The sequence below is a fragment of the Caldivirga maquilingensis IC-167 genome, assembly GCF_000018305.1.
GTDB classification, from domain to species: Archaea; Thermoproteota; Thermoprotei; order Thermoproteales; family Thermocladiaceae; genus Caldivirga; species Caldivirga maquilingensis.
Window position 1 is genome coordinate 14,940 of sequence record NC_009954.1, and the last position, 13,739, is coordinate 28,678.

Annotated in this window: 13 protein-coding genes; 2 read left to right on the forward strand and 11 right to left on the reverse strand. The window is 45.1% G+C overall.

What is annotated here, in order from left to right:
* Positions 1-37: 37 nt before the first annotated feature.
* On the reverse strand, positions 38-481 hold the full coding sequence (locus CMAQ_RS00020) for a 30S ribosomal protein S24e (protein ID WP_156769789.1): 444 nt from the start codon (positions 479-481) through the stop codon (positions 38-40).
* Positions 482-1,046: 565 nt separating this feature from the next.
* The gene (locus CMAQ_RS00025) at positions 1,047-2,870 is read right to left on the reverse strand and encodes an aldehyde ferredoxin oxidoreductase family protein (protein WP_012185079.1); all 1,824 of its coding nucleotides are present in this window, start codon (positions 2,868-2,870) and stop codon (positions 1,047-1,049) included.
* Positions 2,871-2,959: 89 nt separating this feature from the next.
* Here CMAQ_RS00025 and CMAQ_RS00030 point away from each other — a divergent pair, with 89 nt between their 5' ends.
* Positions 2,960-4,486, forward strand: a complete 1,527-nt coding sequence (locus tag CMAQ_RS00030; RefSeq protein WP_012185080.1) for a cation:proton antiporter domain-containing protein — start codon at positions 2,960-2,962, stop codon at positions 4,484-4,486.
* Positions 4,487-4,559: 73 nt separating this feature from the next.
* Here the strand turns inward: CMAQ_RS00030 and thsA are convergent, their stop codons facing one another.
* The 6 genes from thsA to CMAQ_RS10790 all read right to left on the reverse strand — a co-directional run bounded on the left by thsA (position 4,560) and on the right by CMAQ_RS10790 (position 10,463).
* On the reverse strand, positions 4,560-6,236 hold the full coding sequence (gene thsA, locus CMAQ_RS00035) for a thermosome subunit alpha (RefSeq protein WP_012185081.1): 1,677 nt from the start codon (positions 6,234-6,236) through the stop codon (positions 4,560-4,562).
* A gap of 86 nt (positions 6,237-6,322) precedes the next feature.
* Positions 6,323-7,342, reverse strand: coding sequence for an aspartate-semialdehyde dehydrogenase (asd, locus tag CMAQ_RS00040; protein WP_048062830.1), 1,020 nt, complete (start codon positions 7,340-7,342; stop codon positions 6,323-6,325).
* Positions 7,330-8,463, reverse strand: a complete 1,134-nt coding sequence (locus CMAQ_RS00045; protein ID WP_012185083.1) for an amino acid kinase family protein — start codon at positions 8,461-8,463, stop codon at positions 7,330-7,332. Before CMAQ_RS00045 ends, asd begins: the two co-directional genes overlap by 13 nt.
* Before the next feature lie 305 nt (positions 8,464-8,768).
* The gene (locus CMAQ_RS00050) at positions 8,769-9,392 is read right to left on the reverse strand and encodes a 50S ribosomal protein L18 (protein ID WP_012185084.1); all 624 of its coding nucleotides are present in this window, start codon (positions 9,390-9,392) and stop codon (positions 8,769-8,771) included.
* Positions 9,392-9,868 (reverse strand): 50S ribosomal protein L19e, encoded by a 477-nt coding sequence (locus tag CMAQ_RS00055; protein WP_012185085.1) that lies wholly within the window; start codon positions 9,866-9,868, stop codon positions 9,392-9,394. Before CMAQ_RS00055 ends, CMAQ_RS00050 begins: the two co-directional genes overlap by 1 nt.
* Position 9,869: 1 nt before the next feature.
* A complete protein-coding gene (locus CMAQ_RS10790) occupies positions 9,870-10,463 on the reverse strand; it encodes a 50S ribosomal protein L32e (protein ID WP_012185086.1) in 594 nt (197 codons plus the stop codon).
* A gap of 126 nt (positions 10,464-10,589) precedes the next feature.
* Between CMAQ_RS10790 and CMAQ_RS00065 the strand changes: the two genes are divergently transcribed.
* A complete protein-coding gene (locus tag CMAQ_RS00065) occupies positions 10,590-11,441 on the forward strand; it encodes a hypothetical protein (RefSeq protein ID WP_012185087.1) in 852 nt (283 codons plus the stop codon).
* 31 nt (positions 11,442-11,472) lie between these two features.
* Here CMAQ_RS00065 and thiI read toward each other — a convergent pair whose 3' ends face one another.
* The 3 genes from thiI to CMAQ_RS00080 form a co-directional block, all read right to left on the reverse strand.
* Positions 11,473-12,723, reverse strand: coding sequence for a tRNA uracil 4-sulfurtransferase ThiI (thiI, locus tag CMAQ_RS00070; RefSeq protein WP_012185088.1), 1,251 nt, complete (start codon positions 12,721-12,723; stop codon positions 11,473-11,475).
* A 32-nt stretch (positions 12,724-12,755) separates the two neighbouring features.
* Complete coding sequence (ppa, locus tag CMAQ_RS00075) at positions 12,756-13,313, reverse strand: inorganic diphosphatase (protein ID WP_012185089.1); 558 nt, start codon at positions 13,311-13,313, stop codon at positions 12,756-12,758.
* Between the two features lie 193 nt (positions 13,314-13,506).
* Positions 13,507-13,725, reverse strand: a complete 219-nt coding sequence (locus tag CMAQ_RS00080; RefSeq protein ID WP_156769790.1) for a hypothetical protein — start codon at positions 13,723-13,725, stop codon at positions 13,507-13,509.
* Positions 13,726-13,739 lie beyond the last annotated feature (14 nt).

The window sequence follows — 13,739 nt, forward strand, 5'->3', positions numbered from 1 at the left end:
GCGATGAGTGCGCTTAATGAGGCGCCTCCGCTATTGCTCACTTACCCTTGGCTGCAGGCTTCTTCTCAGACTTCCTCCTACTCTTCAACTCATCCCTAATCTTCTTAGCCTGATCCTTAGGCATATTCCTAAGCCTAACATAGAGTGGCTCAACTAATTCAGCTGTATTCTTATCAAAGTACACGTGGACCTCAATCCTAGAGACCCCGACACCATACTGCGTATACACGTGCGTCACATAGGTGAGTTCCGGGTTTGAGCCAAGTGCCTTAGCTAACTCCTCCCTTAACTGAAGCCTCTGGGGTGTTGGTAAACCAACGTGATAGACTATGGCCTTAACCTCCTTACGCTGCAGCAGTGGGTTATTAAACTGCTCAATAACCTTAACCTGAACCTTACCAGGCTCCACACCCTCAGGTAGGGGTGAGATTACTAAACCACCCCCAGCCTGCTCCCTACCCTGCTCTTCACCACTACTCATTAAACACCAGTAATTTAGGTGCATTTTTAAACTCTGACCCAGCCTCACCATATGATTGATGCAGGGACTGTTGATGGATATATTGATCCACTTACCCCATTTAATGCATTATAATTCACTGCTAGAATATAGCCTAACTGCGGATTAGCCGCATTCGTATTATATCTAGTAACTGTACTAGATTATTGCGCTTATGACTAATGATGTAGTTGTTTGAGTAAACGTAACAGGTAGTATTGAGGTTGACGTTAAGATGCTTGTAACTGGAGGTGCAGTGGATTTAACGTAAAAACCTACGAAAAACCCGCAATTACGGCAAATAACATAACAACAGCAGTTATTATAGCTGGAGTATTTGATGCATGTTCCCCATAATAATATTAGCCATTAAACATTTCATAAGTATTGTATCATTACCACATAGTATATATTTTACTATAATGCATTGATTCTACCACTATCATGGTGTTGAAAAGCGGATGAATTAACCTTTACTTTAAGGGATGGGTGAATCCACTTACTAGTTTGCTTACTGACCCCTTTACTTGAGGGTGTGGGTTTAGTCTTAATCCGTGAGTTCAATTACCTTGCTTAACTCACCCTCAATGAAGCCTAAGCCAAGTCTCCTCAGTGTGCTTCTCCTGGGAATACCCCTCTCATCCCATCCCCTAGCCTCATAGTACCAGTTCAGCATCTGCTGGTATGCGTTATAATCCAGTTTAGCCCCCTTGAGTGGGCCCTTGGTTAATGGGTCCTTAAACCACCTAATGGGTGGTGTATCGTAGTCCCTTGACCAACCCCCATACTCCCTAATCCAGAAGGCCCTAATGAGCGTGTAAACCCTATTAGCAACCCCCTCTAGGTCTAGGTCCATGCCTGTTGCCGCCTTATACATTCTCCAGTACCAGTCCAGTTCAAGGCCTATTTCAACCCACGGTAGCCTGCACCCAACCATAACCTCAAACCAACCTCCCCTAATGTTCTGTAGTTCAATAACCTTAAGCACCTTATCCCTACTGTAGGCGAACCTATTGGTTTGAACCTCCCATGAAATAACCCACGCATCCTTATGGTGAGCACCAATTGGGCTTGTGGCGAAGGCTAAGGCCATGCCTGGTGCCGCGTGGCAATCGTAGGCGCTTACCTCAAGACCCTTAACATGCATTGCGAATCCCCCTGACCCACCGCCGATTCTACTTGAGGCACCCTTAACCCCAAGTCCAAGCAACCTACCTAATTCACTCCCCTGGTGGGCTATGTCTAAGGTAACCTCAGCAGCCCTCTTGTAATCACCCCACTCTAAGCCATCCTTAATAAGCCCCCTCTCAGTGGCCTCCATGGCCCAGCCTAACGCGGAGCCTAGGCTTATCGTATCCATACCCATCATGTCCGCTAACCTATTCAGGTAGGCGACCTCCTGTAGGTTTCCTACGCCTATGTTACTGCCCAGCATTGCAATGTTCTCGTAGTCTAATTCCGATAACTGATCCTCAGCATCCTTAACCACGTGGCCACAGGGCATTACGCAGTTTGGGCATGATCTAGTGGTTACGTTATTCTTCTCAACCATGACGCCGCCTATCCTATCATAGTAATCAAACTGCCCCTCCCTATAGTTAAACGCCGGGAGTACGCTTGCCTCCTGGGCCCACTCCACCGTGGCCGTTGTCCCTTGCTTAAGCCAGAAGCCGTAATTCTGCTTAGCCTTAGCCGCTAAGTCGGCATCAACCCCAATTCTACTTAATGCTGGGTCGGCGGGCTGGGGGAGTGGTTTAGTGCCCCTTATTACAATGGCCTTAAGCCTCTTACTACCCATAACAGCCCCCATGCCTGGCCTACCCCCACTCCTACCCCTCTGGGCAATCACGGTGGCGAATCTAACCATGTTTTCACCAGCCGGTCCAATAATCAACATGCCTACGTTGGAGCCGTGAATCCTCCTTAACTTATCCTCGGTGGTGAACGTGTCTAATCCCCATAGGTCATCAGCCGGCATTAAATCAACCTTATCATTATCCATGTAAATGTAGACTGGTTTACTTGAAGCACCCTCAATAATCATTGCGTCGAAGCCAGCCTTCCTAAGGTGCACCGAGGCCCAGCTACCAATATTACCGTCACCGTAACCCCCAGTTAACGGGCTCTTAGCAGCAATCACCAGTTTACCCGTATTTGGACCTGGGTAACCTGTTAATGGGCCGGTTGCAATTATTAACTTGTTTAATGGGCTAAGTGGATCAACACCCCTCGGTAACTCATCCCAAAGCAGCTTAATGGCTAACCCCCTACCGCCTATGTAATTCATGAGGATTAATGGATCAATATCCTGTATCCAGTACTTGCCTAGGCTTAAGTTAACCCTAATTAACCTACCTGTCCAACCCCTCATTATGAGGTAAACAATACTTCAGTATAAATTACTTCTGCTCAAGCAATCTAGGTGAATTAATATTAAACCCTCGCTTAATTTTGAATCCCATGAATGAGCTTATTGCATCATTACTGTACGTTGGTTTAATGCTTATTCTAGCTAAGCTACTTGAGGAGGCTTTCCTGAAGATTAAACTAGTGCCATTCGTGGGCGCTATAATTGTAGGGGTGATGCTGGGTGATGGCGTGTTAGGGCTTGTTAACGTGAACATGGTGATTCAATTCATATCCTCCTTAGGCATAATCCTACTATTATTCCTATCCGGTGCAGAGGAGTTTGAGTTTAGAAGTAAATTAAGCCTAAGCATCACAGCCGCTGCGGCTATTGAATTAGCTTTACCATTCTTATTAACCTACGTATCAGTGGCATTAATGAATCTGAGACTTGAGCCATTACTCATAATACCACTTATAATGACTAGTGTTGGGCCATTGGCTAGGCTACTCATGGATATGGGTATAACGAGGACTAGTCTAGGTAATTCACTATTTCAACAGGGGGTATTGGTTGAAATAGCCTCAGTGGTGCTTTTCGCCGTTTTACTAACTCTTCAGTTAGGGGGATCACTGGTAACATTACTTAGTATTATTCTCCTAATAGCCTTAGTTTTCATAATGGGGCCTTGGGTGTCTAAACTCCTTGAGAGGGTTGAAGGCTACATTAAGGTTAGGGAGATTGAGTTCGCGGCTGTTATTTCCCTAATACTCATTATGGCGTTTCTAGCTGAGTTAGTTAACTTTAACTCAGCCATAATGGCCCTCTTCCTGGGTATACTGCTGAAGCGTTACCTTAATGATAGACCTGAATTACTTGAGAAGCTGCACGGCTTCACCTACGGGTTCTTTGAACCCTTATTCTTCGTTAGTATTGGCCTATACTTCACTAAGGTTAACTTAGGCATCTTGGCATTGGGCTTCTCACTGGCGTTAATACTACTTGCATCAAAGATCCTTGCAGGAGCCTTATCAGCCATGGTGCTTAAGGTTAAGCCCTTGATTAATGGCTTAGGCACATCAACTAAGGGTGGGGTTGATGCATCACTACTGGTAACCCTGCTGACAATGGGTTTAATACCTAAGGTAACCTACTCCTACCTTGCATTAGCCATAATAGTTAACTCACTGGCTGCACCATTATTCTTCAGACTCATTACTAGGCCGGTGATTCAAGTTAACAATAACATTAGGGTTAAACTCAATAGTAGAATAATGAGTATTAGTGACCAGGTGAAGCCATTAACAGCATCATGCGGTGAAAGCCTTAAGGTTATTATTAATAGGATTAATGAGAGGGGTGTTAGGGCTATTGCAATTGTTGATAATGATAATAAGCCATTAGGGTACTTATCGGTGCAGCAGTTGCTTGACGTGGATCCAGCACTTTATGAAACCACGCTTGCCTGTGACTTACCGTTGAATGAATTAGTAACCATTGATAGTAATGCTAAGGTAATAGATGTTTTAAGGAGGTTTAGGGAAACTGAGGCGCCTCTAATTGCTGTGGTTGATGATTCTAATAGGCTAATTGCGACAATTTACGAGAGGGAATTACTGAGACTATTAACGGTGGTTTAATGCGTAGGGATTAAGATAACGTAGTGAGGGAAGAAGAGGGAATTAAATCTAAGCCGGAGTTAACTGTTTTTAATTAATCACTACTGGTTCCGCCTTCCTCACCGGTCTTTGACTCCTCACCGGCCTTACCCTTACCTGTGGATGACTTTGTCTGGCCGGCTGCTATTATGTCATCTATCCTAAGCACCATTATCGCTGCCTCAGTGGCGCTTCTCAGTACCTGCATCTTAACTATTAATGGGTCCCATATGTTTAATTCACTCATCCTTGTTATCCTGCCTCCAAGCACATCCACACCGGCGTCAAGCTCACCCTTATCATGCCTACTCCTTAATTCAGCTATTGCATCCACTGGGTCTAGGCCCGCGGTTAGGGCTAGTATTTCAGGAACCTTCTCCACGGCCTCGGCGTACCTCATTACCGCTAACTGCTCCTTACCTGGAAGCTTCCTACCCCACTCCCTAAGCCTCCTAGCAACCTCAATCTCAAATGCCCCACCGCCTGGGACTATTCTCGGATCCCTGAATAGGTCCCTTGTGACGTGTAGTGCATCGTTTATCGACCTCTCAGCCTCATCAAGCACCCTGTCCGCGGCACCCCTAATGAGTATTGTGACTGCCCTTGGGTTGGGGCATTGCTCAACGAACACCATCTTCTCCTCACCAACCTTCCTCTCCTCAACTAACCCAGCTGTACCGAGGTCCTCGGGCTTAAGATCCTTAATACTGGTGGCTATCCTAGCCCCAGTTGCCTTAGCCAGCTTCTCAATGTCACTCCTCTTAACCCTCCTAACAGCCATAATACCGGCCTTAGCCAGGAAGTGTTGAGCAGTCTCATCAATACCCTTCTGCGTAATAACTACGTTGGCCCCTATCTCCTTAAGCTTATCAACGTAACCCTTAAGTATGTTAGCCTCCTCCTCAAGGTAGGCCTTAATCTGCTGCGGTGATGAAACCGATATCTTAGTGGTCCACTCAGGCTTCTCAATCTCAAGTGGCGCATCTAAGACAGCTATCTTAGCCTTCTCAATCCTCTTAGGCATCCCTGGGTGAACAACCTCCTTATCCAGTACAATACCCTGGATGAATTGAGTCTCGTATAGGCTCTGGCCCTTCTTCTTCTCAACCTTAACCCAATCTAAATCCAGGTTGTACTTACCGTTGGTTTGCTCAGCGGCAATGTAGGAGGCGTCAACAACTATCTTGGCTAAGTAATCCCTAGCCTCAGCAACAACCTTACTGCTCAGTGAGTTGGCAACAATCTTAGCAACCTCATCCCTATTACTTAAGTTAACAGGGTATATTAGGTTCGGTACCTCGGTTATGGTTGAGTTTATGAAGTCTAACGCCTTCTTAAATCCGTCAATTATTATAGTTGGGTGAATACCCTCATCCAGCAGTATCTCAGCCTGCTCAAGGAGCTTACCCGCCAGTACAACCACGGTTGTTGTACCGTCACCAACCTCAGCGTCCTGTGCCTTAGCCACCTCAACAAGTAGCTTAGCGGCAGGGTGCTGGACCTCCATTTCCTTGAGTATTGTTGCACCATCACCGGTTATTGTCACGTCACCGAAGGCGTCAATGAGTAACTTATCCATTCCCCTGGGTCCAAGGCTTGTTTGAAGAACCTCTGTTATAACCTTAGCAGCCATTATGTTACTCCTCCTGGCATCCGCACCAGTTGTCCTTGAACTACCCTCCTTAAGTATGGCTACTGGAACACCACTCTTAGGTTGTTGAGCTGTTGACATATGCATCCCCAGAAGCCGCTTCTATATAAACCTTTCCCTAAGTAACCATAGAAACCTAGGACACTGGAATAAACAGTATTGAGTGCTTAAATAAGCCTCATAGCCCTCATAGTCTCTAAGGTCAATATCGTTATACCCGCAGCACCCCTAACCAGGTTATCGCCTAAGGCAACCATCCTAACAACGTTACCTGAGGCCATTAACCTACCCACAGTGACGGCCATGTGATCCAGATCCCTAGCCGGCTGGGGGGCGTCAGGCCTATCGGATACTATTATCGGCCTGGGTGGTGCAGTGGGTAGGTTAGCCTCCTGGGGTAGTGACTTGAAGCCTGTTAACTCACGTTTAACATCATCAACACTGTACTCCTTATCCATAACCATGAATATTGAGGCCATGTGACCATACTTAACCGGGACCCTTATTGAGGTAACCCTAACGGGTCTACCCCATGGTTCATACTTACCCTTACCCATAATACCCAGCATCTTATTTGACTCAGCAGCTATCTTATCCTCCTCACCCTTAATGAATGGTATTACATTACCCTCAATGGCTAGGTACGATAAACCCATGTAACCAGCCCCTGAAACAGCTTGAAGCGTAGTAACGTATAATTCCTTAATATGCTCCGCCAATGGCTTTATCGCCAGGGTAATTATGGCTGATGTGCAGTTAGGGTTCTTCACGAGCCAAGATCCCTTGGATTCCCTTAAAACCTCAAGATGCTGCCAATTCACCTCAGGGTTTATTAAGGGTACATTAGGGTCCATTCTCCTTGGGGAGGCATTAGATATTACGTTTAAACCAGCCTCAAGTAGCTTAGCCTCAACGGGTTCAGCAACATCATTAGGTAACGCTGATAAAACAACATCAACGTTCCTTTGATCCACAGGGTCAGTTGAGGTTAATTTAATTCCCCTCGCGTACTCAGGGACGTCGCCCTCTATGAACCACTTAACAACATCACCATACCTCTGCCCAACCTTACCCGGTGAGGCTGATAGGGCGGTCACTTCAATGTATGGGTGATTCTCAAGTAGCTTAACCATCCACTGCCCCACTAGGCCCGTTGCCCCAAGTATTGAAACCCTCACCTTATCCATGACACCACCCACTTGTGCAGGTCCTTAGCCAACTTAACCGCTTCATCCTGATCCTTAACTATTGATGAGACTGCGTTACCCTCAGTATCATTTACCACGTCCACTGGGTCGTAACTACTCATGATTAAGTAAACCTCCCTCCTATATTCATCAAGCCCCATTACACAGCCTACAACCGTTACGGCGTACCCACTCTTGAGGTTGATTAAGCCTATTGAACCTACATCAGATACTGAGACTAATTTAGGCGTGTTAACGCACCTTGATATTATTGATGTACCGCTACTTGACCATGGGTTAGTCACCATGACGTTAACGTTACTATCTATTAACGGCTTAAATGTACCTGGGTGGAATTTCTTAGCGCCGGTTAATGATGCTACGTAGGCCTCCTCATGGGTTAGGCTTGGTATCACCTTAGCATCACCTATTATCCTAGGATCCCCAGTCATTATACCCTCAACGTCAGTGTAGAAGATTAACCTTGGGGCATTAATGTAAGCTGCTATTAATGAGGCAGTGTAATCACTACCACCCCTACCCAGTGATGTTAACCTACCGTTTAGGCTGATTCCCAGGAAACCTGGAACAACCACAATACTCCTCCTGGATAATGCCCAGGTTAACCTATGCTTAACGTAATGGGAGCTAACACCCAGCACTGATGCCTTCCCCCAATCCTCATTAGTTGTTATTCCTGGGTCATACACTGCACCTGCATCGACACCAAGCTCATTATAGAGTATTGACTCAATCAACATCACTGAGAGTAATTCACCGTGAACAACAACATTATCCCTAACCCACGGTTCCCTAACGTTAATTAAAGTCTCCAGTCTCTCACCCACACCCTCAATTAATGAACCCAGTTTACTTAAGCCGAACCTATATGCTTCATTTAAGTAAGGTTGAATCGCATCCTTTATTAAATGAGGCTTACCTTCATCATAAGCCTTAATTAAGAGGTCGGTGACACCCTTCATTGCAGATACAACGAGGATTAACTTACCATCATCAACCATGTGCCTCTCAATGACCTTACTTAAAACCTTCTCAACGTCACCTGGCTTAAGTAGGGAGCCACCCACCTTAGCCACGGTGACGTTTAATGTCCTTGGCATGTTTCCCGCATTTCCCACCACATCATATATAGCCCCATATTAGCCCTCTTTTAAACATTACCCCCCTAATTAAACTATATTCTATCACCTTAGTGATTATTTACTTAACCCATACGCTAGGTATTGCATTAGCCACAGTTACTAAACTATTCATGGGTTAATGCCTTTAACTATGACAAAGAGCACTGAATCCGCATAATAATTAAGCACCCTTGAAGCACCTGGTTATGAATTAGCCCTAGAGGAATTGCAACTAGGCCATTGGGACTGGAGTATGTTGGAATCAGGGATTGAGGTGAGGGTTACTACTGTGAATCCTCCGCCTTGGCTTCACTCTTAGCGTACTTCTCCATGATCTTTGATTTAACCTCCTCAATGTGCTTGCTTATGTTTTCAGGTTCAAGACCCCTTGCAAGGTACTTGGAGAACCTTATTTTATAGAGTTCCGGGTTGGATTGCTTTAAGTCTGCGGCGTATTGGGCGATATGCTCCCCATTTAACCTATCCTCACTTGGTTGGACTTCCTCATCATGAGGCACCTCTAATCCAGCATCCACGGCGCCCTTAACCACTGCGAATAATCTACCACCCTTAGTGACCCTATGTAGCCCAACGTCCAGTACAGCTAACTTAATGCCCTTTGATAACGCCCTATACCCAATGAGTAAACCCACTAAGTACGCTGCAGGTGTATTCCCGGTTCCACCAAGCCAACCAAACTTCTTAACCAACTCCCTACTGCTTGCCTCAGCCACCGTGAAGTCGCCCTGTGGTGCTGATACTATTACCTGAGCCAGCACGTAGCGGTTACTGAATCTTACAACTAGCCTTGGTTTACCGCTTATTACCATGATCCTCCTCTTATAGTAATCAGTCTTACCCTCCCTCCTCCTCCTGAACTTAACCTTATACCTACCGCTGCTTGCCATTAGGAACCACCCTTGAAGGCTGCCTTAATCTTATCCTCAGTGACGATTCCATTCTGAATCATGTATGTTCTCAAGTGAGCCAGTGACTCGAAGTAGCCTCCCTTAGCCATCCTGTATAGGTTCCTCCAAGTGGCCTTATCAATAACACCCCTATGCTTCAGTGTGTTTAGGAATCTCCTAATCCTCCTAATCCTAGGTACCCAAACCTCCTTACCAACAGCACCCCTAGCCTTCCTAGTACCCCTTCTACTTCCCCTACCCCTCCTTCTACCGCTCTTCCTCTTCTCATGGGTAATCCTCCACCTACCCCTACTATTACGCTTCCTTGGTTTAACCTCAATTAACCCCTCCTTCATTAGGCTTCTCACATCATTCCTAGTTATAGCCTCCTCAAGCTGCTCAAGGGCTTCCTGCTTAATCACAATCCTTGACTTGGGGACGTTAAGTAATCTAGCCACTGTTTCCCTTAAATCCACTTCAGGTCACCTCCCTTATGGCTTCCCTAGTCCTCTTATCAACGTTAAGCACCTTAATACCCCTCCTAACAGCCTCCCTAATTATCTCAATCCTCTTCCTAACACCCACAGTGGACGCTATCCTAATGGCCTGGGTCTCGGGGTTGACCCTAGATAACTCCTCGGGGTTATGTACAATGACCTCAATGAAACCACTTGGGTGAATCCCCCTAACACCCCTAGGTCCCCTGTAGCCTACGTTAACCATGGGTGGGTAACCCTTCCTCTTCATCCTAATCTTATTATCAATACCCTTAGGCCTCCTCCATGGTGAGTCCTCAAGCCTAATCTTATGCTCCTTATTATAATACCTAATGAAGCCGTACCTCTCCCTACGCATTCTTATGGATAATTTAAGTAACTTAACCACATCAACCGGTATGTTAGGTTTCCTGGAATTAACCTTAATTAACTCATCGAGTAAAGTAGGCCTCCTCTCCTCAACCTTAGCCTCAGCCTCACTGGGCTTAGCCTCAACCTGCTGCCCACCAGCACCCTCCTGAACCTGCTGAGTCTCCTCAGGCTTAGCCTCAGTGGCCTGACCTTCACCGCTCAAAGTTGATCAGAGGCACGTTTATACCGGGTTTTTAAGCCTTAAGTATAGTGCGTTTATTCACTGGTCCACTTAATTAATTTACCGCCTCATGGAAAATTTTATTAAGTTACTGATAATGGGTTCACCGTGGACACGCTGATAACTTACCTACCATTCTACAGGATACATGAGGTCATTGATTACTTCATGGTTAACGCTAAGCTACTTAATGTTAAACACCGCATAGTCTACGTTGATAATGTGTTTAAGGATAGGCAGGTGGAGTTACTTAGAAGGATTCTCCCCGAGGATGTTGAAGTCAGGTACGGTAATTGGCGTGACAGGAACTTAACGTTCATGAGGATTATAAGGGATGCTAAGGAGGAGGGGTTAGACGCCCTGGTTGTTGATAGTGATAACCTGCTTGAGGATGAATTAGCTGAGGCTGATCATGAATTAATCAGCAAATTCAACTACTACACTGTGCTTGACCATGAGACCAAGGGTAGGGCAATATTCCTAAGTAGGAGTATTAAACTGGGTGACATTAACGTTAATGGGAGGAGCATTGAGGTTTACGGCTACAGGATCCCAGGCTTCTGGAAGGCGATCTTCTTCATTGGCCCTAAGCAGGCGGTTAGGTTAAGTAAACCACTCCTTGATTCAGTAAACTTAAGCACCCTGGGTAAGATCGAGGAGTCGCTTAGGGATATGGAGCCAGGAATTAGGCTTTACGTCAGTGATGAAACAACCCTAGGCCTACTACTATACTATAGTGGTGTAAGGGTGATGCCGTGGGTAACAATGAGCCACCACATGCATCACGGATCCACCACCGTTAATGATATGAGGACCCTTAAGTTACTTGTAGCCACCGCCCATGCCCAGTTGGGTAGGGGGCTTGTGGCAAGGGGTATGGGTGGTAGGGTTCTCTGGTATCTTAGTAGATATAAGATATCACAGTTACTCAACTTCATTGTAAGCTACGTAGTTAATTAAACCTTGGGTTAAACACCTTATTCAGTATGCTTCACTTACATGAACCTAAACCACCTGCATCAGTGCCCATAATGTTGATTCTCCAGTTACTTAACAGTGACCTTTCATTAATACTGCTTAATTCACTGGCCTTTACCTTAATAATACTTGCCTTAATTACGCCTAATAGGTTAATTACCCTGCTTAATTCCTCGTCAAGCCTACTTGGTGTTGATCTAGTCCTCGGCTTCCTAGAGAACACTGAGCAGGGTTCAATCATTTTCACTGATTCCTCATACGTACCTATCCTCTTAGCTAACTTAATTATATCATCCTTATCCATACCTATTAAGGGCCTGAATATAGGCACATTAATACCCGCTGATGCTGAGTACAGGTTACTTAAGGTTTGACTACTAACTTGACCTAGGGATTCACCGGTAACTATACCCATGTAACCACCCTCCACAGCTATTGATTCAGCTAACCTGTATAGGAATTTCTTAAAGACAGTGTTCATTAAGTGGCTGTTAACTGAACTCCTCATGGCGTTAACTAATTGAGTGCAGTCAGCGATCATGATTAATGGGTCGTACCCAAATACCCAATTCTCGTAAAGATACCTAATAACCCTAATTAACCCAATAACATCCACTGGTGGGGCTAGACTGCAGAACAATGCATCAACCAAGGCCCCCCTCCTACTCATTAACCAATAAGCCACAGGTGAGTCAAAGCCACCGGAGACTAGGGCAAGTACCTTACCTCCCTGTGAACCTAAAGGTAAGCCACCTGGCCCATCTATTACCTCATCGAATAGGAAGGCGTAATTATCCCTAATCTCCACATACAACTCCACCTCCGGGTTATCTAAGTCAACACCATTGGAGAATGGGTAGAGTACTGCACCAACACGCTTAGCCACGTCAATTGATGTGAATGGGTGATTACCAGTCCTACTAACCCTGACCGCGAACTTCCTCCCATTCACCTTACCACGCCATAGTTCATAGGCCGCAATAACTATATCATTAATGCTACTGAAGTTAAGCGAGTAGGCTGGTGATGTTGATACAACGCCAAAAACCCTCGCGGCCATTAGGGCTGTATTAATTAAATTCTCCTTAGGCACGTTAATCAGAATCCTACCCCTAGTCTTACTAATACTATAGTTTAATACACCTCCTCTCCTTAAGGCTTCCTGAATATTCTTAGTGAGCAGGTTCTCCAACCTAACCCTAACCCTATTACTCTTCACTCCTATTTCCCCATACCTAACGAGTACAATTGGGTTAAGGTTCATTAGACCCAAGGCTCCTGTGGTATTAATATTTCTTATCCATGAACCTGACTTATACTGTTGGTTAAATTCGACTTACCTCTAATGTACTTGAGCACAAGCCTCTTGGCTTCCTCAACCCCCATGAATTCCTTAACCTTAGTCCACTTACCTGGTTCAAGCTCCTTATAATGTTCAAAGAAGTGCCTAACCTGGTAGAGTATTACATCGGGTAGGTCCTTAATGTCCTTAATCATTGAGAACCTTGGGTCAACTCTACTTAGCGGTACTGTTATTAACTTGTAATCAAGCCCCTTCTCATCCTCCATGTTTAAGGCACCCACTGGTCTAACATCAACAATGGTGCCTGGTAGGAATGATGCACTACTTATTACTACGGCATCAAGTGGGTCACCATCCTCAGTTAACGTCCCCGGTATGAAACCGTAATTAAACGGGTACGACATAGCCGTATAAAGCACCCTATCAACAATAAACACACCACTGGCGCTATCAAACTCATACTTAACATTAGAACCCGCCGGGATCTCAACAACAACATAGAGTTCATCCGGCGGATTCCTACCAGGCGGTAGATTAGTAATATTAACCATTATATGGGACAATAATTCACCCCTTAATAAAGTTTACTTAGTGCACTTAGCCGTAACTGAGTGTAATGGTATATAGGGGAATATAGTTAGTGATAAAAATATTCATTAATGATTAATGTTTTAAATAATCCCTAGTAAATCATCAATGAATTAGGGTTATATTAAGGATTAGTTATGCAGGAGGGAAGCTATTTTAGTTTACTTTAAACATTCTATTCCTCTCATCGTAAGTGTACGTTATTGGTGGCGTTAATATACCGTATATTACCACAATGTTGTCTGGATTCCTTGAGTTTGACGCTATATAGCTTACACTACCATGACCATCCCTACCATTAATCCTCTTAACAGTCCTCCTTACCACTGTCTTCTTAACTGTATCTAATGGGATTTTTGTAGTTGGTACGTTCATTTCACTCACCTCAA

Coding starts and splice junctions, on each gene's coding strand:
- CMAQ_RS00020 (WP_156769789.1), bottom strand. CDS start 481: ATGAGTAGTGGTGAAGAGCAGGGTAGGGAGCAGGCTGGGGGTGGTTTA.
- CMAQ_RS00025 (WP_012185079.1), bottom strand. CDS start 2,870: ATGAGGGGTTGGACAGGTAGGTTAATTAGGGTTAACTTAAGCCTAGGC.
- CMAQ_RS00030 (WP_012185080.1), top strand. CDS start 2,960: ATGAATGAGCTTATTGCATCATTACTGTACGTTGGTTTAATGCTTATT.
- thsA (WP_012185081.1), bottom strand. CDS start 6,236: ATGTCAACAGCTCAACAACCTAAGAGTGGTGTTCCAGTAGCCATACTT.
- asd (WP_048062830.1), bottom strand. CDS start 7,342: ATGGATAAGGTGAGGGTTTCAATACTTGGGGCAACGGGCCTAGTGGGG.
- CMAQ_RS00045 (WP_012185083.1), bottom strand. CDS start 8,463: ATGCCAAGGACATTAAACGTCACCGTGGCTAAGGTGGGTGGCTCCCTA.
- CMAQ_RS00050 (WP_012185084.1), bottom strand. CDS start 9,392: ATGGCAAGCAGCGGTAGGTATAAGGTTAAGTTCAGGAGGAGGAGGGAG.
- thiI (WP_012185088.1), bottom strand. CDS start 12,723: ATGAACCTTAACCCAATTGTACTCGTTAGGTATGGGGAAATAGGAGTG.
- ppa (WP_012185089.1), bottom strand. CDS start 13,313: ATGGTTAATATTACTAATCTACCGCCTGGTAGGAATCCGCCGGATGAA.
- CMAQ_RS00080 (WP_156769790.1), bottom strand. CDS start 13,725: ATGAACGTACCAACTACAAAAATCCCATTAGATACAGTTAAGAAGACA.